At 43.9% G+C, this 21,021-nt stretch carries 18 protein-coding genes and 2 pseudogenes; 12 read left to right on the plus strand and 8 right to left on the minus strand.

Annotation, left to right across the window (positions count from 1 at the left end):
* The first annotated feature begins 110 nt into the window (after positions 1-110).
* The 4 genes from ONZ52_RS13035 (at position 111) to iolG (ending at position 3,969) form a co-directional block, all read left to right on the plus strand.
* Entirely contained in the window at positions 111-572 is a 462-nt protein-coding gene (locus ONZ52_RS13035) for a DUF2127 domain-containing protein (RefSeq protein WP_265219076.1), read from the plus strand.
* A 244-nt stretch (positions 573-816) separates the two neighbouring features.
* A complete protein-coding gene (locus ONZ52_RS13040; RefSeq protein WP_265219077.1) occupies positions 817-1,986 on the plus strand; it encodes a Gfo/Idh/MocA family protein in 1,170 nt (389 codons plus the stop codon).
* A gap of 48 nt (positions 1,987-2,034) precedes the next feature.
* On the plus strand, positions 2,035-2,865 hold the full coding sequence (iolB, locus tag ONZ52_RS13045; RefSeq protein WP_265219078.1) for a 5-deoxy-glucuronate isomerase: 831 nt from the start codon (positions 2,035-2,037) through the stop codon (positions 2,863-2,865).
* Positions 2,866-2,970: 105 nt separating this feature from the next.
* Positions 2,971-3,969 carry an inositol 2-dehydrogenase gene (gene iolG, locus ONZ52_RS13050; RefSeq protein ID WP_265219079.1) on the plus strand — a complete coding sequence of 333 codons (999 nt, stop codon included), beginning with the start codon at positions 2,971-2,973 and terminating at the stop codon, positions 3,967-3,969.
* A gap of 79 nt (positions 3,970-4,048) precedes the next feature.
* Here the strand turns inward: iolG and ONZ52_RS13055 are convergent, their stop codons facing one another.
* Positions 4,049-4,462, minus strand: coding sequence for an acyl-CoA thioesterase (locus tag ONZ52_RS13055; RefSeq protein ID WP_265219080.1), 414 nt, complete (start codon positions 4,460-4,462; stop codon positions 4,049-4,051).
* Between the two features lie 225 nt (positions 4,463-4,687).
* On the opposite strand from ONZ52_RS13055, the pseudogene ONZ52_RS13060 reads away from it, so the two are divergent.
* The 8 genes and pseudogenes from ONZ52_RS13060 to rnk all read left to right on the plus strand — a co-directional run bounded on the left by ONZ52_RS13060 (position 4,688) and on the right by rnk (position 14,674).
* Positions 4,688-5,230, plus strand: a pseudogene (locus ONZ52_RS13060) (hydrolase).
* 119 nt (positions 5,231-5,349) lie between these two features.
* A complete protein-coding gene (locus tag ONZ52_RS13065) occupies positions 5,350-5,634 on the plus strand; it encodes a hypothetical protein (RefSeq protein ID WP_265219081.1) in 285 nt (94 codons plus the stop codon).
* Between the two features lie 184 nt (positions 5,635-5,818).
* A complete protein-coding gene (locus tag ONZ52_RS13070; protein ID WP_265219082.1) occupies positions 5,819-8,134 on the plus strand; it encodes a zinc/cadmium/mercury/lead-transporting ATPase in 2,316 nt (771 codons plus the stop codon).
* A 341-nt stretch (positions 8,135-8,475) separates the two neighbouring features.
* Positions 8,476-9,780: an L-fucose:H+ symporter permease gene (gene fucP / locus ONZ52_RS13075; RefSeq protein ID WP_265219084.1), complete on the plus strand. Its 1,305-nt coding sequence runs from the start codon at positions 8,476-8,478 to the stop codon at positions 9,778-9,780.
* A 114-nt stretch (positions 9,781-9,894) separates the two neighbouring features.
* On the plus strand, positions 9,895-10,794 hold the full coding sequence (locus ONZ52_RS13080) for an AraC family transcriptional regulator (protein ID WP_265219086.1): 900 nt from the start codon (positions 9,895-9,897) through the stop codon (positions 10,792-10,794).
* Positions 10,795-10,934: 140 nt separating this feature from the next.
* Positions 10,935-12,281: an MFS transporter gene (locus ONZ52_RS13085; RefSeq protein WP_265219088.1), complete on the plus strand. Its 1,347-nt coding sequence runs from the start codon at positions 10,935-10,937 to the stop codon at positions 12,279-12,281.
* Positions 12,282-12,301: 20 nt separating this feature from the next.
* Positions 12,302-13,963, plus strand: coding sequence for a glycoside hydrolase family 3 protein (locus tag ONZ52_RS13090; RefSeq protein WP_265219089.1), 1,662 nt, complete (start codon positions 12,302-12,304; stop codon positions 13,961-13,963).
* 297 nt (positions 13,964-14,260) lie between these two features.
* Positions 14,261-14,674, plus strand: a complete 414-nt coding sequence (gene rnk / locus ONZ52_RS13095; protein ID WP_265219090.1) for a nucleoside diphosphate kinase regulator — start codon at positions 14,261-14,263, stop codon at positions 14,672-14,674.
* 89 nt (positions 14,675-14,763) lie between these two features.
* Here rnk and ONZ52_RS13100 read toward each other — a convergent pair whose 3' ends face one another.
* The 7 genes and pseudogenes from ONZ52_RS13100 to ONZ52_RS13125 form a co-directional block, all read right to left on the minus strand.
* The gene (locus ONZ52_RS13100) at positions 14,764-16,449 is read right to left on the minus strand and encodes a thioesterase domain-containing protein (RefSeq protein WP_265219091.1); all 1,686 of its coding nucleotides are present in this window, start codon (positions 16,447-16,449) and stop codon (positions 14,764-14,766) included.
* Positions 16,450-16,501: 52 nt separating this feature from the next.
* Positions 16,502-16,912: pseudogene (locus ONZ52_RS25415) on the minus strand (AMP-binding protein); the annotation flags it as partial.
* The gene (locus ONZ52_RS13105; protein ID WP_265219092.1) at positions 16,854-17,864 is read right to left on the minus strand and encodes an AMP-binding protein; all 1,011 of its coding nucleotides are present in this window, start codon (positions 17,862-17,864) and stop codon (positions 16,854-16,856) included. The pseudogene ONZ52_RS25415 and the gene ONZ52_RS13105, both read right to left, overlap by 59 nt.
* Positions 17,785-18,771, minus strand: a complete 987-nt coding sequence (locus ONZ52_RS13110) for a condensation domain-containing protein (RefSeq protein WP_265219093.1) — start codon at positions 18,769-18,771, stop codon at positions 17,785-17,787. Before ONZ52_RS13110 ends, ONZ52_RS13105 begins: the two co-directional genes overlap by 80 nt.
* 180 nt (positions 18,772-18,951) lie before the next feature.
* On the minus strand, positions 18,952-20,193 hold the full coding sequence (locus ONZ52_RS13115; RefSeq protein ID WP_265219094.1) for an MFS transporter: 1,242 nt from the start codon (positions 20,191-20,193) through the stop codon (positions 18,952-18,954).
* A gap of 238 nt (positions 20,194-20,431) precedes the next feature.
* Positions 20,432-20,743, minus strand: a complete 312-nt coding sequence (locus ONZ52_RS13120) for an ATP-binding cassette domain-containing protein (protein ID WP_265219096.1) — start codon at positions 20,741-20,743, stop codon at positions 20,432-20,434.
* Positions 20,713-20,973, minus strand: coding sequence for an ATP-binding cassette domain-containing protein (locus tag ONZ52_RS13125; protein WP_321160310.1), 261 nt, complete (start codon positions 20,971-20,973; stop codon positions 20,713-20,715). The genes ONZ52_RS13120 and ONZ52_RS13125 overlap by 31 nt, the downstream gene beginning before the upstream one ends.
* Between the last annotated feature and the right edge of the window lie 48 nt (positions 20,974-21,021).

The raw sequence follows: 21,021 nt of genomic DNA on the forward strand, positions 1-21,021 counted from the left end.
ATTAATCCTGAACACCTTTTTGTCATCTTGTTTTCTTATACTGGGTTTTGTATCTGAAGTTATTTTTAATACCATATTGACGAGCACAATAGTCGTGAAAAAGTTTCATTATGAAGTTTGAAGGTCTTAACGCCATCGCCCTTTTGGAGGGGATAAAAGGCGTATTGGCGTTATTTCTTGTGGTTAGTGTGAATGTTTTGGCAGGACGGGATCTTCATCAATTGGCTGAGCAGTTGATGGCTCAGTGGTCTATTTCCACGACCAATCATTATGTGTCTTTAGTCCTTAGTATGATCGAAAGTGTTACTCACAAGAGCCTAGTGTTGGTGACAGCAATCGCGCTGCTGTATGCCTGTTTTCGTTTTGTCATGGCCTATGGGCTTTGGCATCGACTACGCTGGACCGAATGGTTCGCTTTTATTAGTGGCTCACTTTACATTCCCTTTGAACTGTACGCCCTCTACCAGACTCCCAGTTTTATTCACGTCTCAATACTCTTGTTTAACCTCGTTGTGGTTATGTATTTGTATTGGGTTCTAAAGCGTGGTGCCAAGTCACCTAAAAAGACCTAACTAGGTCTGCACGAGATTTATTGGAATAAATATTTCAATAATTTAAGGTTCTATCTTTAAATTCATATCCCCTATCTTTTTGTTTTTAATGGGTTTGTTTGTTGTTGTCGTTGATGTTTTTTTATTTTTAACGAAGACTTTTAATAATTTCCCACAAAAATACACTTTATCTATTGAATTAAATGAAATAAATATTCTATTATGGTTTCATTGTTGGAATATCACAGACGATAGTGAGACGATCATGACGGTAAAGAAAATGCGTGTGGGGTTGGTGGGGTCTGGCTATATGGGCAAAGCCCATGCGATAGCCTACCGCAATGCGATAGCAGCATTTGCTATTCCACAAGGTCAATTACAGTGTGAGATGCTAGCGGACGCGACATCAGAGTTGGCAGAAATGAAGGCGCTGGAATTGGGCTTCAATCGCTCTACAGGGGATTGGAAGTGCTTGATTAATGATCCCGATGTTGACGTTGTGGATATTTGTGCACCGAATTTTTTACATAAGGAAATAGCGTTAGCCGCTATTGCCGCAGGTAAGCATGTTTACAGTGAAAAACCGTTAGCATTGAACGCGGATGACGCCAAGGAAATGACTGAAGCGGCCGAGCGTGCTGGTGTTAAAACACTAGTGGGCTTTAATTATATCAAGAACCCAACGGTGCAATTTGCTAAGCAATTAATCGCTCGTGGTGATATTGGTGAGGTGGTGCATTTTCGCGGTGTGTTTAATGAAGATTATCTTGCCGATGCTAATTTGCCATTTAGCTGGCGTTTGCAGAAGCGGTTTGCAGGAACCGGTGCGTTGAATGACTTGGCCTCGCATCTTGTGCAACTGGCGACACATTTGGTGGCTCCCATCATATCGTTGTGTGCCGATCTCAAAGTGGTTCATCAATATCGTCCTATATATCAAGCGTCAAACGATGACAAAGCAAGCGTTGGTGAAGTAGAAAACGACGATCAGGCTCATATGATGGTGCGCTTTGCTAATGGTGCTCAAGGTACGTTAGAAGCATCACGAATCGCATGGGGAAGAAAAAATGGTTTGTCATTTGAAGTCACAGGAACCAAGGGAAGCTTGATTTTTGATCAAGAAACCTTATCAGAGTTGTCTTTGTATATTGCTGAAGGCCATCCTCAAACTCAAGGTTTTAAGCGTATTTTAGTGGGACCTGAGCACCCTGATTATCAGGCATTTTGTGTGTCTGCAGGTCATGGCCTGGGCTTCAATGACATGAAAGCCGTTGAAATTCGAGACTTATTTCAAGGTATGGTTAACGACGCACCCCTATGGCCAGATTTTCGAGCCGCCACTCAGGTCAATATTATTCTCGACAGCGTGGTGGAGTCTTTTGAAAAAAGAGCCTGGGTTGACGTAGAGCAATACGATGTCAGGGCGCAGCCTTAACCATAGGTTCAGCAAGATTAAGCGACAATAATCATTATTGAGGTTTTTATGTCACATTTACTGAGTAAAAACAGACTAAGCAAAAAACACCATGTTAATGGTGAAACACAAACCCAGTTAGTGACGCCAGAAAGTGCCCATTGGCGTTATGTGGGATTTGAAGCGCACCAGCTTAAAGCTGGTGGGTCGGTTGTTATTCAAACCGGAACCGATGAAGTATGCGCGGTGATTTTGTCTGGTAAAGTCAACGCGAGCACTCAAAAAGAAGCATGGGAAAATATTGGCGACCGCATGAGTGTGTTTGAACAGAAAGCCCCTTATTCTGTGTATTCCCCAGCACACGATGAAATTCGGATCGAAGCCATTACCGATGTGGAAGTGGCATTTTGTAAGGCGCCAGGTAAGGGCGGCTTTCAAGCTAAGTTGATCACGCCTGAGCAATGCCAATACGAAACGCGAGGCGTAGCCAGCAACACTCGTCATGTGTGCAATATCTTATTTGGCAACGAACCCGCTGACAGCTTGCTGGTGTGTGAAGTGATTACACCAAGTGGCGGCTGGTCGAGTTATCCACCTCATAAGCATGATACCGATGCGGCGCCTGCGGAAACACAATTGGAAGAAACCTATTACCATAAGATTGATCCACCACAAGGCTTTGTCTTTCAACGAGTTTATACCGATGACAGAAGCATCGATGAAACCATGGCGGTGGAAAATGGTGATCTGGTCATGGTGCCAAAAGGCTATCATCCGGTTGGCGTACCCCATGGATATCAGTCCTATTATTTGAATGTCATGGCGGGGCCAAGTCGGAACTGGATTTTTCATAATGATCCGGATCATGCTTGGATTATTGAACGAGATAAAAAATTATAAATGATTTTAATTTTTGGGCGACTACTGTGCTCGCCAATACTTTGTTAACAATATCTACAAGTCTAATAGTCGCCTTGTATAAAAAATAAACCTAAGGATAAAACTATGCTTAATTTTGCGTTATTCGGTGCGGGTCGAATCGGAAAGATGCACGCTCAAAATATTCAGGCGTTTGCTCAATCTAACTTAAAATATGTCTTTGATGTCTATGCGCCGGCGGCAGAGTCCGTTGCGAAAGCCACTGGTGCCAAGGTGGCTGACAGTGTAGAAGTCGCTTTGGCTGATCCTGATGTGCATGCGGTATTGATTGCCACCAGTACGGATACCCATGTGGAGCTGATTATTAAAGCCGCCAAAGCGGGTAAAGCCATTTTATGTGAAAAGCCGATAGATCTAGACACGGCTACAGTAAACGCTTGTTTAGAACAAATTAAAGATTGTCACGTGCCTATTCAGATTGGTTTTAATCGACGTTACGATCCAAGCCATGCAGCTGTTGTCAAAGCCGCGCAAGATGGCAGTATTGGCAAGTTAGAGCAGATCATCATTACTAGTCGAGATCCGGGTATGGCGCCAGTAGAATACCTCAAATCGTCCGGTGGTATTTTCCGTGACATGATCATTCATGATTTTGATATGGCGCGTTTTGTCTTGGGTGAAGAGGTTGTGGAGCTGCAAGCGTTTGGCAGCGCCATGGTGGATGAAAAAATCACCGAGATTGGCGATGTGGATAGCGTGATGGTGATTATGAAAAGCCAATCTGGCCGCTTGATTCATATCAATGGTTCACGTCGCGCGATATATGGTTACGATCAACGGGTTGAAGCGTTTGGCTCAGAAGGCATGGTGATTTCTAATAACCAAACACCAACCTCGGTTACCCGCTACACTAAAGACACAACGCAAGTAAAAGATCCGCTTTATAACTTCTTTATTGATCGTTATGTGGATGCTTATAATTTGCAACTCACGTCTTTCATTGAAAACGTCTTGGCGAAGAAACCTGTTTCTCCAAGTTTCGAAGATGGGCGTCGTGCACAAATACTTGCTGATGCAGCACAGAAATCTCTGGAAACAGGGCAGAAAGTGACCTTGAGCTGGTAATTTCTAAACCGTGATCATTAGAATGTAAAAGGGCGAATAGCCCTTTTTTATTGTCAGTTTTAACGTCATGTTGTTGAGTTTATTCAAATTCGGCAATAGACTGTTCGACTTTTTGTCTGAAGTCATCAGGAAAAGGAATGGCGGCTTTGGCGGCTTTGGAGAAGCATACATAGGTGACATCGGCTTCAACGACGGTGGTGTTCGTTTCTACATTGATGATGGTCTGTTGCATGGTGACGCTACGATTGCCGATTTTAGCGTAGCGGGTTTGTACTTCGAGCAGGTCTCCAAAATTCGCTTCGGATTTAAAGTTGATATTTATATTCACCACAGGCCAGACCAGATCTTGCTGCATCCAGTCGTCTTTATCGAAAAACTCATCAAAAAACGCCCAACGGCCTTCTTCAATAAATTCTAAATACCGAGCGTTGTTGACGTGTTGGAACAGATCTAGGTGATAACCACGTACTTTGATTCTTATTTTATTGAGCATGTTGTTTTTCCCACATAAAATTATCAGTCAAGAAGGTTACGATTCTTCAAAAGGGAAACAAATAACAAAATCGCTCGATTTTACTAACAGGGACTTTTATGAGTGGTGATGTATTTTGGCGTATGGTGTGATGAAGTGGCAGCGAAACCTTGTATTGATGATGTCTTAGGTATTGAATTGATCGTATAAGCGCAGGATGACATTACAAAAAAAGAGGAGCGTAAAATGTTAAGAAAAGACAAAACGGGTTTGGTGGTGATCGATGCTCAAGGAAAGCTAGCGACGATCGTTCATGACAGTGAGGTGTTTATCGTCAATTTAGTGAAGCTGGTAAAAGCCGCCAAACTATTGGGTTTACCCATTTTGTGGCTGGAGCAAAACCCAGAAAAATTGGGCGCAACGGTGCCTGAGTTACGCGAAGCGTTGGATAGAGGTTGAAGTCCCATTGCTAAGTATTCCTTTAGTGCCTGTGGTGAACCTGCTTTTGTCGAGGCAGTGAAAAAAGCCAAGATGAATTCGTGGCTTATTACTGGTATTGAAACGCATATTTGTGTGTATCAAACCGCGTTAGGCTTGCTGGATTTAGGTTATGACGTGGAGCTGGTCAGCGATTGCGTGTCATCTCGAACTAGAGAGAATAAAGACATGGCGCTTGCCAAATTAGCCCGCAAAGGCGCGGAAGTGACCAGCCTTGAAATGTGCTTGTTTGAACTGATTGGTGATTGTCGAGCGGATGAGTTTAGAGGGGCGCTTAGTCTAATTAAGTGATTGACCCCTCCTGTAGGGTGGGGTTATTTTGTGTTTAATTTACCTTGATTGGTCTGCTTTGTGGTTTAATCCAAAGATTCGTTTTCCTTGTAATTACCTTTTCCCTTTAGGCAGGCCGCATGAACATAGATAAATCGAAAAAACGTATCGCAAAGAAAGTCAAAATGGGTTTTAAAGGTTATCCGCAACTTTCCATTGCTTATTTCGGTGACACAAAAGAGATCGCTACAGAAGTCGTGGTGACTTTTACTGCAGAAGAGGGCGCAGAGCCGCAAGCACAGCGTTTTGCAGGACAAAGTGATGTACGCGAAGACGAAGTGATTCAATCGGCCTTAGTGAAAATCATGGAACGCACCGATGCAAAAACGGTATTAGAAGTAGAAGGTGTTTCAATTAAGAGCTAAGACTCTTTTTATTTTTTAAATAATAGGCAGTAGATGCTTGACCTTGGAGTATGCTCCAAGGTCTACACTCTTGTTATAGACTCATAACAGGAGAGATTTATGCGTCACTCATCAGGTAAACATACAGAAAATTGCCAATCTCATTCTTCATGTCAGTGTCACCTTTCTAGTCAATCACAAGCTCATGTTCATCGAGGCTCATTATCATCAAGAGACGAGCGGATCTTGTTGTACAGCGCCAAGTGACGTTTCCTCTTGTTGCGCAAGCGATGATAGTGGCTCAAAAGAAAATCAGTGTTGTTCTTCCAGTGAGGAAGACGACAGTTGCTCTGCCTCTACTAATACAAATGACGATGCCTCTGTAGCGCAAGAAGCCGGAAAGCAAATGTATAGTTGGCGTGTCAGCGGTATGGATTGCGCCAGTTGTGCGCGCTCTATTGAGAAAGCGGTTTCTTCCGTAGAAGGTGTAGTAAGTGCCAATGTGGTTTTCTCTACTGAAAAACTTCGAGTGTCGGTGAATGCTGATGTGTCAGACAAAATTCAAAACGCTGTAAAAGGCATTGGCTTTGACTTAGTTTCTTTGGGTGACAGTGCTGCCAAGCAGCAGAGCCAAAAGTCTACCCACTCTGAACAACAAATGACGTCATGGTTTTCTCGCCAAAAATTAACCGAATACGGTCCGATCGTCGCTTTGGCTGTGCTGATGTTATTGAGCTGGGGGATAGCCCAGTTTAACTCTGTGTTTGGCGAAACGGCTTTTATTGTCACGACCTTGGTTGGCTTAGTCCCCATCATGAAAAAGTCATGGCGCATGATGCGCAGCGGTTCGCCTTTCGCCATTGAAACCCTAATGAGCGTGGCGGCAATCGGCGCGTTATTCATTGGTGCTACGGCAGAAGCGGCCATGGTGTTGTTGCTGTTTATGATTGGCGAGAGCTTGGAATCCTTTGCGGCGAATCGTGCGCGTAAAGGCGTGAGCGCTTTAATGGCTTTGTTGCCGGAGGAAGCGTTGATTATCAAAGATGGCGAGCGCCAAAAAATCGCTATTGTGGATTTACGTCCAGGTGATGAAATTGAAGTATCACCGGGTGAACGCTTGCCGGCGGATGCTGAGCTGTTGTCCGGTATGGCAAGCTTTGATGAAAGCGCTTTGACGGGGGAATCTGTTCCTGTTGAGCGTTCATCTGGTGAAAAAGTGCCAGCAGGGAGTCTGTTGGTCGATAAGGTGGTGCGGCTCAAGGTAGTGTCAAAGCCGGGTAAAAACGCCATAGATCGAATTTTACAGCTTATTGAAGAAGCGGAAGAGCGCCGAGCACCACTTGAGCGCTTCTTAGATAAATTCAGTCGTATTTATACGCCCGTGATCATGCTGATTTCTGTCTTGGTGATCTTGATTCCGCCTTTGGCTTTCGCTCAATCTTGGGATACGTGGATTTATCGCGGTTTGGCTTTGTTACTGATTGGCTGTCCTTGTGCCTTGGTGATTTCGACACCAGCAGCGATAACCTCTGGGTTGGCAGCGGCAACTCGTCGAGGCGCTTTGATTAAAGGGGGCTTGGCGTTAGAGCAGCTTGGTCGAATCAAAACCATCGCTTTCGATAAAACGGGTACGTTAACCGAAGGTAAGCCAAGCGTGACAGATGTGGTGACTTTTCATAACGTTAATGTGAATGATGTATTGGCGGCAGCAGCGTCCGTTGAGATGGGATCGCACCATCCTTTGGCGAAAGCCATTGTGCATTACACCGAACAGCAAGGCGTTGCTTTCGTTCACGCTGATAATCGTAAAACCTTGGCGGGCGTTGGTGTGGAAGGGGATTTTGCGGAAAAGAAAATCAAGATCAGTTCCCCCAGTAAGCTGGATCAGGCTTTAGACGATTCGATTCAACAGCAAGTGATGGGCCTTGAAGAAGAGGGCAAAACAGTCGTTATTGTACTGGAAGACGGTGAGCTAACGGGTTTGATCGCATTACGAGACAGATTGCGTGATGATGCGAAGGCGGCATTGAAAGACTTGGCGGATCTGGGGATTAATGGCGTGATGCTAACGGGGGATAATCCCCGTGCCGCGGCGGCCATTGCCGCAGAGCTGAACATAGATTTTCGTGCGGGTTTATTACCAGAGGACAAGGTCACTGCAGTCACTGAGCTTAACCAACGACAAGCCACCGCCATGGTGGGCGATGGCATCAATGATGCGCCCGCGATGAAAGCGTCTACGATAGGTATTGCCATGGGGAGCGGTACAGACGTGGCGTTAGAAACCGCCGATGCCGCCTTGACCCACAATCGTTTACAAGGCTTGGCTGAGATGATTCGTTTATCCCGCGCGACGAACGTGAATATTCGTCAAAATATTACCATCGCCTTAGGCTTAAAAGCGGTGTTTTTAGTGACAACTTTGTTAGGTATAACGGGGTTGTGGTTGGCGGTGTTGGCGGATTCTGGTGCGACAGCATTGGTGACAGCGAATGCTTTACGCTTGTTGAGAAAGCGCTGAGTAAGGCGTGGTGGTAGTGCCCTAAATGAACCGCCAGTCATAATTATTTCATTTATGTTAATGAAATGGGTAAGAAAAGATTAATAAGCAGCATTGGCGATTTAGTTTTGCGTTGCAGGCTCATTTTTATAGAAAGTTGGTGATAGGATTTCGCACCTTGTGTTTGATGTTGGTCGTAGATAAGGCGATTTGTGCTGGTTTCAATGCATCACAATGCAGTCTTTTTCTGCGGTTAGCCTATATCAATGTCTGATGCTGGTGAAGTGCTTTCAGCCTGTCTTTTTGAAGACAGCCGGTACGTCCTATCATCCAACTATAAAATAATAGATGTTGTTTGCTTTATGAAAAATCAAAATACAGCTCCTGAGAAATCCCTGTCTGCTCCGTTCGTTTATCCGAACATGAAAATTGCGTTTATCCTATTGATTACCTGTTTTGCTGCATGGGGTGTTGCGGCCAACATGACCGATCCATTGGTAAAAGTGTTTAGCAAGATCTTCACCATGAGTACCTTTGAATCCGCTTTAGTGCAGTTTGCCTACTACGGCGCGTATTTTTGTTTAGCGATTCCAGCCGCGTTTATCAATGCGCGTTACTCCTATAAAGCAGGTGTATTGACAGGGTTAGGTTTGGCTATTTTAGGTGCCTTGGCGTTTTATCCTGCCAGCGTGTCGATGACCTATGGTTTCTTTTTGGCGGCCTTATTTATTTTGGCGGCAGGCTTGTCTATTTTAGAAACCTCGGCGAACCCTTTTGTGATGACCATGGGGCCAGAAGGCAGCGCAGCACGTCGTTTGAACTTGGCTCAGGCGTTTAACCCTGTTGGTACTAATATCGGTGTCTTTCTTGCGGCGACCTTGATTCTTCCTAATCTAAACACAGCGTCCGCTGAAGAAAGAGCCAGCATGGCACCAGAAATGCTGTTGAGCATTCGCGCAGATGAATTAAACAGCGTGATGACACCTTATGTTGGTATGGCGTTCGTGTTGATGATTATCTGGGTACTTATCTATTTCATGCGTATCCCTAAATCAGAGAACAAGGTCAATGTTGACGAGGTTCAGACGATTGATTTCATGGCGACTTTAGGTCGGTTGCTGGCAAGAAAGCAATACCGCTGGGGTGTCGTGGCGCAGTTTTTTAATGTGGCCGCGCAAACCTGTACTTGGACTTTTACGATTCAATACGTGCAAGAAACACTGGGCGGTACGGAAGCCAGTGCGTCTGATTACCTACAGTACAGTTTGATTATTTTCTTGATATCGCGTTTTGTGATGACCTGGTTGATGGGCTTTTTCCGTCCCGCTGTGTTGTTGAGCATTTTGGCGCTATTGGGTACGGCTTTGTGTTTGTACGCTGTGATGGTGCCAGACATTTCAGGTGTTTGGGCAATTGTGTCTATTTCGGCTTGTTTGTCTTTGATGTTCCCAACTATTTACAGTATCGCATTGGATGGTCTTGGTAGTGATACTAAGTTTGGTTCAGCTGGTTTAGTCATGGCGATCCTAGGTGGTGCGGTGATGCCACTAGTCCAAGGTGCAACCATTGATGAGTTCGGTGCGATTATTTCTTATGTTGTGCCTGCAGTCTGTTTCTTAGTGGTGGCAGCGTACGGCATGTTCTCAGTGAAAAATACCACGGTTTAATCACTGATAAAAATATCTATAAAGAGCCTCGCTAATGCGGGGCTTTTTTTTGCCTGTGACTTTGTGCCTTAACTTCCTTATCATCCGTTAAGCTGTTGAGGGAGTAGGTTTGTTATGTATTTGTCGAACAGAGCGGAAATATTAGAAGAAGAAAGCCGAGTATTTGCCCATTCTGTGACGCAGTGCGAGTTGCATCATCACGATGCACATGAGTGTTTGTGGGTAGTGAAAGGCCGTATTCGCGTGCAAGTCATGGATGAGATATTTGCTTTACAGGAAGGCGATGTTTTATTTATCAATAAAGCACTGCCTCACGCCACGCAATCTACCGAAGAAGATAATTTGGTGCTCTGCCTGCAACATCATTTTGTTGGCGTGGCTTTGGATAGTCGGCCGGTGAAGGCATGGAGTTTGGTTCAGCAAAATATGTTTCCAAAGATTAAGCAGCTGATGGCGCATCTTTGGTGGGAGCAGCACTATAAAACAGATTATTGGCAACAGGCGCAAACGAGCTTACTTGCTCAGCTTGGTTTGCTGTTTTCTCGTTATTTTCCTGTAACGAGTGTCAATAAAATAGACTCTATGGAATCCACTTTATTAATCAATGATTTGTTACGTCAGATTACTTTGCGCTATCAAGAGCACATTTCTCTGTCTTTACTTGCCGAAGAGCGAGGTCTGTCGGAAGCCTATTTAAGTCGCTATTTTAAAGCCAAAGTAGGCGAAACATTTTTGCGTTATCTGACACTTTATCGGTTAGAAAAGAGCTTGTCAGATCTTGCTCAAAAACCGAAAAAAACCATTTCAGATATCGCTTTAGATCATGGTTTCCCATCTGTTAAAGCCTTTAATATGGCGTTTCGTCGAGAATATGATTGTACGCCAACCGCGTTTCGACTTAAGCGCGAATCGGTGAATTTAGTGGATATTGGTCAAGCCTATGCGGGGGTCGATGTCGTGCTTTTGAAACAGCGAATAATGCCGTGGTTGGATAAGCAATTCTTGTATCTTTAGCGGTCTCTTTTAAAGACTGCTAGTTTGAGAGGACTGGTAAGGTCAAAAAACGGCTAACGAGTAGGTCAAAAATCGGATAGCACCTTTAAGATTAATTCCCATAATGAAACCAAACAATAAATACAAAAAAAGGATTCGTTATGAAGAAGTTGTCGTTTTTCGATAAGGTTAGCTATGGCTTTGGTGACTTAGCCAGTAATGTGGTGTTTACTGCGGTTGGCACCTATTTGATGTTTTTCTACACCGATGTATTTGGTATTTCTGCGGCTTTGGTTGGGACATTATTCTTTGTTACCCGAATGTGGGACGCCATATCCGATCCCATTATGGGTATGATAGGCGATAGAACCCAAACTCGGTTTGGTAAGTTTCGACCTTATTTACTCTATGTGCCTATTCCTTTAGCGATTGTCGCTGTACTCACGTTTACGACACCTGATCTGGATGAATCCGGCAAGATCATCTGGGCGTTTGTCACCTATATTCTATTGATGACACTGTACACAGCCATCAATATTCCTTATTCCTCCTTACCAGCCACCATATCGGATAGCCCAGTTGAGCGTGGTCAAATGGCGTCATTTCGAATGGTATTGGCGTTTACTGGAGCTTTGTTGGTCAACGCAGGCACCCTACCATTGGTGGAGTTTTTTGGTGGCGGTAATAAACAGCAGGGCTTTCAATACACCATGATGTTGCTAAGTGTCATTATGGTGGTGATGTTTTGGCTATGCTTTTCTCGTGTTAAAGAGCGCGTTCCCATGATTAAGCAAAACGCTTCGTTGAAAGACGATTTTGCCGTGGTGATTCAAAATCGAGCTTGGTGGGTGACTATTTTAATGGGCATTCCGCTGTTTACTTTTACCATCATGCCCTTTGCTGTGGGCATGTATTATTTCACCTATATTGTGGGCGATGTTAGCAAGGCGGGTCTGTTTTTTACCATGGCAAGCTTGGGCATGATTGCTGGATCTGCCCTGATGTCGCAATTGGTGAAACGTTATTCAAAGCGCAACTTGGTGATAGCGGGTGCGCTGTTGAGTATGGGGTTGATTAGTCATGTGTACTGGGTTGATCCAGCGGATGTGTATGTAATCTACGCCATTATCTTTTTTAACCAATTAGCGAAAGGCATTGCCGCATCGTCTATCTGGGGATTGGTTGCAGATACCGCAGACTATGTAGAGTGGAAATCGGGCCGTCGTGTGGTGGGGTTGTCGACCAGTTCTGCGACCTTTTCCCATAAATTCGGTATGGGGTTAAGCGGAGCCTTGGTGGGTATCGGTTTGAGTTTTGCTGGTTATCAAGCAGGTGTTGAGCAAACGGCTGAGTCTGCTCAGATGATTTTACTTTTCATGAGTTTGATACCGGCGTTCGGTGCGGGCTGTATTGCATTTATAGCGTATTTTTATCCGATAACGCGAGACATAGAAGACACCATGCAGTCTGAGTTACGAGTGACTCGTGAAGCCAACCAAGCAAATTAAGAAATATGGAGGTTTTTTTTATGAATGAATCATTCCGTAACGCACCGTTTTTTCTAGATGACGAAGAGCTTGCTTGGGTGGATGAAACATATTCAGAGCTGACGTTAGAGCAAAAAGTAGGGCAGCTATTTAACCTTATTGTGAGGGCAAATTCGGCGGAGGAGTTGTCTCTTATTGACACCATTCAACCCGGTGCCATTACCAAGTTTGTTGGTCGAGATCTTGATACCGAAGTAAAGATGATGAATCAGCTGCGCAGTCATTCTTTCATTCCGCTTTTGGTGAGTGGTGACCTTGAAGGCGGTGGCATGAGCTTTCCTTTCGGTGCTCAAGTACCAAACCAGCTTGGTCTTGCTGGGTTAAAAGATGAGAGTGCGGTGGAGTATTGTACTAAAGTGATTGCGCAAGAAGCGAAACTGCTTGGCGTTAACTGGTCATTTACTCCTGTTGTCGATATTAATGCTAAGTTTCGTAGCGCAGTCGTAGGAACTCGATCTTACGGTAGCGATGTTGATGTTATCGAAAGTATGAGCCGCTCGAATATTACTACTTTCCAAAAAAACGGTATTGCAGCAACGGCAAAGCATTGGCCGGGAGAAGGCTTTGACGATCGTGATCAGCATTTAGTCACGACAGTAAACCCATTAACTATGTCTGAATGGGAAGAGCGTTATGGACGACTTTATCGTAGTGCGATTGACAGCAATGTGATGTCGATTATGTCGGCGCACATTGCGTTGCCTGAGTACGTAAAATCCCATGATGACAACCCTGAAGAATGGTGGCGACCAGCCAGTGTAAGCAAATTACTTAATGAAAAACTGCTGCGTGGTGAGTTGGGCTTTAATGGCTTAATTGTGTCAGATGCGTCTGTGATGGCTGGTTTGAGTAGCTGGGCGAAACGTGAAAACGTGGTGGCTGAGGTTATTGAAAACGGTTGTGACATGTTGTTGTTTTGCAAGGATCCAGTCGAGGATTATGCGTTTCTGTTAAAAGCGGTTCGTGACGGTCGAGTATCGGAAGCTCGTTTAGAGCAAGCTGTGATGCGTATTTTGGCGATGAAGGCGGCGTTGGGTTTGCATGAAAAACAACAAGAGGTCAGTGTCAGCCAATTTAATGATCTTCTTGCATCGAATTACGCAGATCGTATTCCTGAGCTAAATCGTCGCACGGTGCATTTAGTGAAAAATCGCCATGGTATTTTGCCGATTAATTTAGAACGTCACAAACGTGTGTTGATTATTTCTACAGGTATACGGCATGTTTTTAGTCCTGAGCCTGCACCATTGAATGTGGCTAGCATGCTGAAAAGTGAGGGCTTTGATGTCACAGAGTTTCAAGCAGGAATGGCATTAAATGTGAAAGAGTATGATTTGTTACTCTATCTTAACGCCGATGAGTCCATGTTGGTGAAGTCGCATATTTATATTGATTGGATGGCATTACATAATGGTTTTGGTAATGCCATGTATCGTCCTTGGGTGGATATTCCAACGGTGATGGTGTCCTTTGGTCATCCGTATCTTTTGTATGATGCACCTAAAGTACCTGTCTACATTAATGCTTATAGTCCTTTATTGGAGGTTCAGAAGGCCGTCGTGGAAGGCTTGTTGGGACGATTAAGATTTAATACTGATGCCGCTATTGATCCGTTTTGTGGGTTAGAGCAACTGCGTTATTGATCGATGGGTGTTTTGATGAAAAGAGCTTGTGTGTTTTATGCATACAGGCTCTTTTTGTTTGCTGACTTTGTGTTTCAACTCGCTTATGATGATCCATTGTGGTGCAAAGCCACCGCTCTGATTGGAAGAGTGAGCGCTATAAACACAAGGAAGGTTTCTTGCCGGAGCAAATTCTCCTTCCATTATACTTTTTACACACTGGAAAAATCTCTGAATCAAGTCGTAGGTGACTCGCTTACTTACGGCTTTTTTCTATTTTAAGTAATGGGTTAAGCTAAGATAAAGAAAAGGTAGATTATGATGCAAAGACCACAAATAACCATTTCATCATTAGATGCTGTGAGACTTGAGAAAATACTGGATTCGCTCAGCTATGCGCAATTTCCTAACAAAGATGATTTGCAGGAGGAAATTAACCGTGCCGACATTGTTGAGCCACAAGAAATGCCAGACAATATTGTGACGATGAATTCGACTGTGACCTTTAAAGTCTTATCTTCAGGCAAGGCGTTTTCAAAGACTTTGGTTTACCCAAAAGACGCTAATGGCGCTGAAGATACTGTGTCGGTTTTAGCGCCTGTTGGCAGTGCCTTACTGGGTTTAAAAGAGGGCGATCAAATCGACTGGCCAAAGCCAAATGGTGATCTCCTGTCGGTTGCTATTATCAAAGTGGAGTATCAGCCTGAACGTGATGGTGAGTTCCAGCGGTAGGAATTTGTGCTTGTAGTATTGTTATTTTGACAATAAAAAATAACCCCTTACAATGCGTTGGGGTTATTTTTTAGGGTTGCTTGATATTGTTAGTTAACCTTAATTTTATGCTTTTCAGCCGATTGCTGAAGGCGCTCTTTAATGATGGGGGCAATGCTTTCAAGAGGCGCTGAATCAAGCATATCTTGGTGTCTACAAGGAATGCTATGTGTTTCTATCTTGCCCGTTATTCTTGAAGACCAAGCATTGGCTTGATGCTCTAGAATATTGCCCATTGAGCCATTCACACTTTCTTCTGCGATGAAGAAGAGTAGATCCCCATCGACTTTGCCTGGTTTAAAGCGGCCAGCTAGCTCAAGGTTGTTTTCAATGATGGCTTGTACTCTGTCCATAATGTCAGCTTGGCTCTTCTGCATGTCTTGTACAACAGACATAGAAGAGTCATCGTAGTCGCGCCATAACAGAGAGGCCAGCTCTTCTTTATTAATTGGCAGATTATCCAATGTGCTGATGTCGTAACCTAGGAACAGTAGGGCAGCTCTAACGATATCGGCTTCATTCTTAGGTTGCTGATAGTCAAGTTTATATGGGTAGCTGTCCATCATGCACAAGAAGGATACGCTTTCACCTTCGGCTTGTAGCTGTTCGGCAATAGAGTGTGCAACAAGACCACCAAAAGACCAGCCAAGAAGTCGGTAAGGCCCTTCTGGTTGTACTTGTTTGATTTGTTGTAAGTACTCTGCTGCCATTTCTTCAACGGAATTAGGTAAGCGTATTGCGTGTCGCAACCCTTTTGCCTGAAGACCATAAAGTGGCGTGGTTTTAGGCAAATGACGTAGAAGGCCAGCATAACCCCAAGATAATCCTAGAGCAGGGTGAATACAGAATAGAGCTGCATCGGTGCCGCTTGATTTAATTGGCAATGTGCTAATCATAGGATCCCAGTCGTCGCTTTGACTTAGGTGCTCTGATAAATCGGCAATAGTGGATGCTTTAAATAGCACGCCTAAAGGCACTTCAATTTGTAGGTTTTTTTGAATGTGATTTAAAATTCGTGTTGCAGATATGGAGTCTCCGCCGATTTCAAAGAAATTATCGCGAATCCCCACAAGTGTTAAGCCAAGTGTTTCGGCCCAGAGATTGGTTAGCATTTCTTCTAATTGGTTACGAGGTGGTTCGTAGCTGTTTGTTGCCTGCCAACTTGGTTGCGGTAGCGCCTTACGATCCACTTTGCCATTAGGTGTTAATGGCATTTCATTCAATAATATGAAGTGAGGTGGTACCATGTAATCTGGCAAGACATTGATCAGTTGTCGACGCAGTTCGCTGGTGTCTAAATTACTATCAACCGGCACAATATAAGCGACCAATTGCTTATCATCATTTGGTGACGCTTGGGCAATCACAATGGCTTGGATGACTTCACGGCACGCAAGCAAAGCGGATTCAATATCCCCAATTTCAATGCGGAAACCGCGGATTTTTATCTGATGATCATCACGGCCTTGATATTCTAGGACGCCATCTTGGCGCCAGCGTGCTTTGTCGCCCGTTACATACAGTCGGCTACCTTCTTCACCAAAAGGGTTTGCAATGAAACGTTCATTAGTAATATCTGGGCGTTTATAATAACCGCGAGCTAAGCCTTTACCTGCAATATATAAATCTCCTGTGACACCCACAGGAACGGGTTCTAATGCATGGTCTAAAACATACATCTGAGTGTTTAGTAGAGGGCGGCCAATGGGGGTGTCGTAGGTCTTTTGTTTCAACAAGCGGCATGATACTTGACCATATCGTCGTTTCAGTTGGGCCATAGACGTTGAGTACTGGATGTCCTAACTGAGACATAGCTTGTGCAAGTTGTCCAGGTAAGGCTTCTCCGCCGACCAAAGAGCGAATGCCTTTTAGTTCCTTGCTGTGAGCGGGTAATAAGGCTTGCCAAAGAGATGGTGTGGCTTGAAGTAATGTGACGCCTTCTTGAACTGCAAGTGTTGTTAATGCTTGTGGGTCTCGAACGGTTTTTCTATCTGCTATCACAACAGATGTACCAACAGTAAGAGGTAGGAATAGTTCAAGGATAGAAATATCGAATGAAATGGTCGTAACAGCCAAGAATTTATCTTTACTTGTAAGGTTGAATTCTTTTTGCATGGCGTATAAGAAATTTATCAAAGCACTATGCGGAATTTCTACACCTTTTGGTCGTCCAGTAGAGCCCCGATGTATAGATGACATAAGCGGGGCTGTTTCCGGAAATGGTTAGCTCAGTAGGATGACAAGCATTATTGTTTAATGAAATATCTGAATGTGGGTCGTCGATGAGCATTATTGGTGGTGAGACGTTAGGTAAATGTTCGATGGCCTCATGACAACTGAGTATTAATTTGGGCTGGGCGTCTTCGAGTATGCTGCGAAGGCGCTCCTCTGGAAAATCTGGATCCAGTGGTAAATAGGCAGCTCCGGCTTTTAGTGTGCCCAGTAACGCCACTAGCATGTTGCTATTACGAGTGAGCGCAATCGCTACCAAATCACCTGAACCTATGTGCTCACTGATCAGTTTGTTTGCCCACGCATTAGACAAAGCATCCAGTTCTGAATAGGTAAATTTACTTTGTTCAGAAGAGACCGCGATGGCAGTTGGCGTGCGAAGTACTTGGTCTCTAAAGGCTTCAACTATGGACTGTTGTGGAATCGAATAAGCGGTATTGTTCCAAGTATGCAGAATTTTATGGCGCTCATCCTCTGATAGTAATGTGGCTTTACTGATTGCGTCGTTTGGTGCAGCAAGCATTCCGTTGATCAGACGTTCAAATTGTGCAAGATGGTTTTCTAGTTCATGCTCTGTGTAGCGGTTAGGATTCGCATCGAATTCTACTTTTAGACCATTGTTGTCATGTCGATCGAAGATAAACACCGTTAAATCATCAATTAAAGCATTGCTTAAGTTATGCAAAGACGTTTTGCAATCGCCAAAGGTCAAATCGTAATCAAAAGGTTCAATGTTGACCCCTAAAGAGGCTATTTGTTGTCCTGCAGAAATGAAGTCAAGTTCGCGCTTGAGATCTTCATAGCGATACTGTTGGTGTCTTAGAGCATTCAGTACAACCTTAGACACTTGTTTGATGAGCTGTTCCAGTGTTATCTCTGTGGTTAAATGTAGGCGAATTGGTACGGCATTGGCCATCATTCCCTGGAATACTGCGTTGCAAGCGATTGGTTCTTGCCGTTACAGGCATAGCAAAAACTAAGTCATCAGCTCCTGTCACACGATAAAAATACGCCGCCACTAAAGCGATAAGGGTTTGCGGTAAACTGGCACCTACATGTTGTGCAAGCGTCGATAATGTATTAGTTAATGCCTGTGATAAATGCACATTTTTGCGCAGCTGTTTTTGATCGGATGGTGTGATTCTTTGTGAGAGCGAAGTGGTTTCTGGTAAGTTGATTAGATTTCCTAGCCAGTATTGCCGGTCTTTTTTGTAACGCTTAGAGGATTTATACTCATACTCACTTTCTATAAGTGCTTTTAAAGAGCCAAACGGGTTTTCTTCCTCGTTATGGTTGGTGAGTTTCGCTTGGTATATGTCAGTAAGTCTTTTGGTCAGTAAATTTCCTCCAAAGCCATCTAATGCAACATGGTGACAGCGGTGGTACCAGTAATAATGTTGTTCGCTGATTTTTATCAAAGCACTCAACCATAACCTATCATTAGGTTGGGTGAGTGGTTGTTGCATGTCATCTTTCATCCATTGCATGGCTGTCTGATGGGGATTGTTAGTAGAACTGACGTCAAAGACACAGAAGTAGTTATCGTCTGCTTCGTCGATGATTTGCATCAGTTGATCGTCCTTTTCGACGATACGAGTACGAATACACTCCGCTTCTTTAATTAATTGCTGAATGGCATCGGTAAAGCAATCGACATTAAGAGCGCCTTGTATCTCTATGTATTCAGCGATATTAAAGGCTGCATTTTTAGAAGAGAGTTTTTGAGCAATCCATTGTCCGCGCTGTGCGGTGGAAAGAGGTAAGGTTAGTGATTGTTTTAACGCAGTATTTTTTGAATCATAGGGGGGATTTTGGGTGTTAATCATCACTTGCTCCTGCAAAAAACATAATCCGTGTAAAGTACGTGATTAATTTGTACTTAATTTTTACATAACTTAACATGAATCAATTCATTGGTTAAGTGTATCTGAGATAATTTACATATATATGAATTTAATAAGTATGGGAAAATTTACCTACACAAGTTTATAACAGGTGGACTCGCTCTAAGATGAAAGAGCGATATTCTGTTCTTTTGTCTGGTTTGAGACCTGTATAAATAACAACATACCTGACAACGCACCAGCACAGGCTAAGCCAAGCCAAATCCAGTTATGATTAACCTCAGTAGAAGACAGTAGCCAACCTGTGCTGATATTGCCAGCAAAGGCATACAATCCGCCAATACAGGAATAGAGGCCATAGTGACTGCCTAATTCCTTTGGGGAACAGAACGTAGGCACATAAGCGCCTAATAGTGGAAACACTAGCATGGAGCCAACACTAAAAAAGATGGCGCAAATGATAAAAGGTAAGGCGGGAAGCCATGACACACTGCCCATCAGCCACAGATAGCCTGACCCCATTATCGTCATGCCCAATCCCATTCCTCGAGCGGTGCCTAAATGGGATTCTACAAAGCGGCTGACCGGCATTTGCATTAATACGCCCATGATTGACGACGTGGCAAAGACCCAGGTGATGATACTGACATCTTGGGTCACGACACGAATCTCATGAGGAATGGCAATGTAGAGCTGATGAAATAATAACTGATACATTGAGCCGCATAATACGAACTGCATGAAAGCTTTGTGCGTTAGCATTCGCCCCCACTGCTGCCAAAATGGTTGATTAGGTATGGTAGAAAGTGCTTTTTGAGAAGCAAGCTCAGGCAAGAATCGCCATTGAATGATCAGCAGTATGGTAAATAATCCGGCTGACATTAAACCGACTAAAGCAAAATCGATGTACAGTAAGGATAATCCTAGTAATGGCCCTAATAGCATGCCAGCTTCAGAGGTAAGGTTCTGCAATGCGAACACTTTACTTCGGGCTTTTTGTTCGGGATATTCTGAGGCCAAATACGCTTGGCTACTGGGAGTAAAGAGTGCACCAGCAAAGCCAGAACAAAATGCACCTAACAGTAATACAGGGATACTTTGACCGACACCCAACAATGCAAAACCAATAATGCGAACGGCGCAACCGAGAAGAATTAAGCGCTTGTAGCCTAATCGGTCGCCCAGTGTCCCTCCGACTAAAAACAGACCCTGTTGGCTTAATACTCTAAGTCCAATGATCACACCAACATACCAGCCATTGATACCTAGATTATGCTCTAGATGGTCGGCTAGGTAAGGTAACAACATATAAAAACCAAGGTTAAAAGTAAAACCATTGATAACCAAGACTTGACCCGCAGGTGACAGCAAGCGCCAGTCTTTTAAAAAGTGTCTTAAAGGCATATGGTACGTTTAGATTGTAAGTTGTGTGGTTGCAAGGTGGGCTTCTGTGGTGTGAAACCAGGTCGAATGGTTCTAATAAAGGGAATGCCATAACTGTCTTTGGTGACTTCGGCATTGACATCATAAAACCTCTTTCACCAAGGCAGGCGTTAGAATATCGCTTGGATGACCACTGGCCACCACATGACCATTTTTTAACACTAATAAGTTGTCGGCGTATTGGGCGGCTAGGTTAAGGTCATTGGAGCACCATTAATGTGACCCAGCTCTGTTGTTTGGTTTGTGTGTCCAAATGGTCTAATAAGACATGCTGAAAATGCAGGTCTAATGCACTGACAGGCTCATCCAACATCAGGATTTTAGGGTTTCTCATCAAGGCTTGAGCGAACAAAATCATCTGGCATTGTCCGCCACTCAGTTTATTCACTGGGCGGTTAGCAAGGTGTAATAAGCCAATTTTTTCTAGCGCTGTTAGAGCCTGTTTGATCAGCGAATTGTCTAATCGTAAGCCTAAAGCGTTTAATTGCCCCAATAACACAACTTCAAGCACACTGAGAACCCTATATCAAGCCGAATGTCTTGCGGCATGTAACCAAATTGCTCACGCCAGCGCGAAATTTGTTTACGTTTCAGCGAAGTATCACGGAAAGAAATGTCACCAGAGGTTGGTTGAATATCACCAAAGAGGGTTTTTAATAAGGTGCTCTTACCTGTACCGTTGAGGCCCAATAATAACGTGTACTTTTCCAGGTTCGAGTGAAAAAGACATGTCTTTAGCAAGGATTAGAGTATCCAACGTCACATTAAGCTTGTTGACTTGAAGCATGG

It is taken from the genome of Marinomonas rhodophyticola, assembly GCF_026113935.1.
Lineage (GTDB): Bacteria > Pseudomonadota > Gammaproteobacteria > Pseudomonadales > Marinomonadaceae > Marinomonas > Marinomonas rhodophyticola.

Excerpts from the sequence above, each read along its gene's own strand:
- ONZ52_RS13035 (WP_265219076.1), top strand. The coding sequence starts at position 111 with ATGAAGTTTGAAGGTCTTAACGCCATCGCCCTTTTGGAGGGGATAAAA.
- ONZ52_RS13040 (WP_265219077.1), top strand. The coding sequence starts at position 817 with ATGACGGTAAAGAAAATGCGTGTGGGGTTGGTGGGGTCTGGCTATATG.
- iolB (WP_265219078.1), top strand. The coding sequence starts at position 2,035 with ATGTCACATTTACTGAGTAAAAACAGACTAAGCAAAAAACACCATGTT.
- iolG (WP_265219079.1), top strand. The coding sequence starts at position 2,971 with ATGCTTAATTTTGCGTTATTCGGTGCGGGTCGAATCGGAAAGATGCAC.
- ONZ52_RS13055 (WP_265219080.1), bottom strand. The coding sequence starts at position 4,462 with ATGCTCAATAAAATAAGAATCAAAGTACGTGGTTATCACCTAGATCTG.
- ONZ52_RS13065 (WP_265219081.1), top strand. The coding sequence starts at position 5,350 with ATGAACATAGATAAATCGAAAAAACGTATCGCAAAGAAAGTCAAAATG.
- ONZ52_RS13070 (WP_265219082.1), top strand. The coding sequence starts at position 5,819 with ATGTTCATCGAGGCTCATTATCATCAAGAGACGAGCGGATCTTGTTGT.
- fucP (WP_265219084.1), top strand. The coding sequence starts at position 8,476 with ATGAAAAATCAAAATACAGCTCCTGAGAAATCCCTGTCTGCTCCGTTC.
- ONZ52_RS13080 (WP_265219086.1), top strand. The coding sequence starts at position 9,895 with ATGTATTTGTCGAACAGAGCGGAAATATTAGAAGAAGAAAGCCGAGTA.
- ONZ52_RS13085 (WP_265219088.1), top strand. The coding sequence starts at position 10,935 with ATGAAGAAGTTGTCGTTTTTCGATAAGGTTAGCTATGGCTTTGGTGAC.
- ONZ52_RS13090 (WP_265219089.1), top strand. The coding sequence starts at position 12,302 with ATGAATGAATCATTCCGTAACGCACCGTTTTTTCTAGATGACGAAGAG.
- rnk (WP_265219090.1), top strand. The coding sequence starts at position 14,261 with ATGATGCAAAGACCACAAATAACCATTTCATCATTAGATGCTGTGAGA.
- ONZ52_RS13105 (WP_265219092.1), bottom strand. The coding sequence starts at position 17,864 with ATGATGGCCAATGCCGTACCAATTCGCCTACATTTAACCACAGAGATA.
- ONZ52_RS13110 (WP_265219093.1), bottom strand. The coding sequence starts at position 18,771 with ATGATTAACACCCAAAATCCCCCCTATGATTCAAAAAATACTGCGTTA.
- ONZ52_RS13115 (WP_265219094.1), bottom strand. The coding sequence starts at position 20,193 with ATGCCTTTAAGACACTTTTTAAAAGACTGGCGCTTGCTGTCACCTGCG.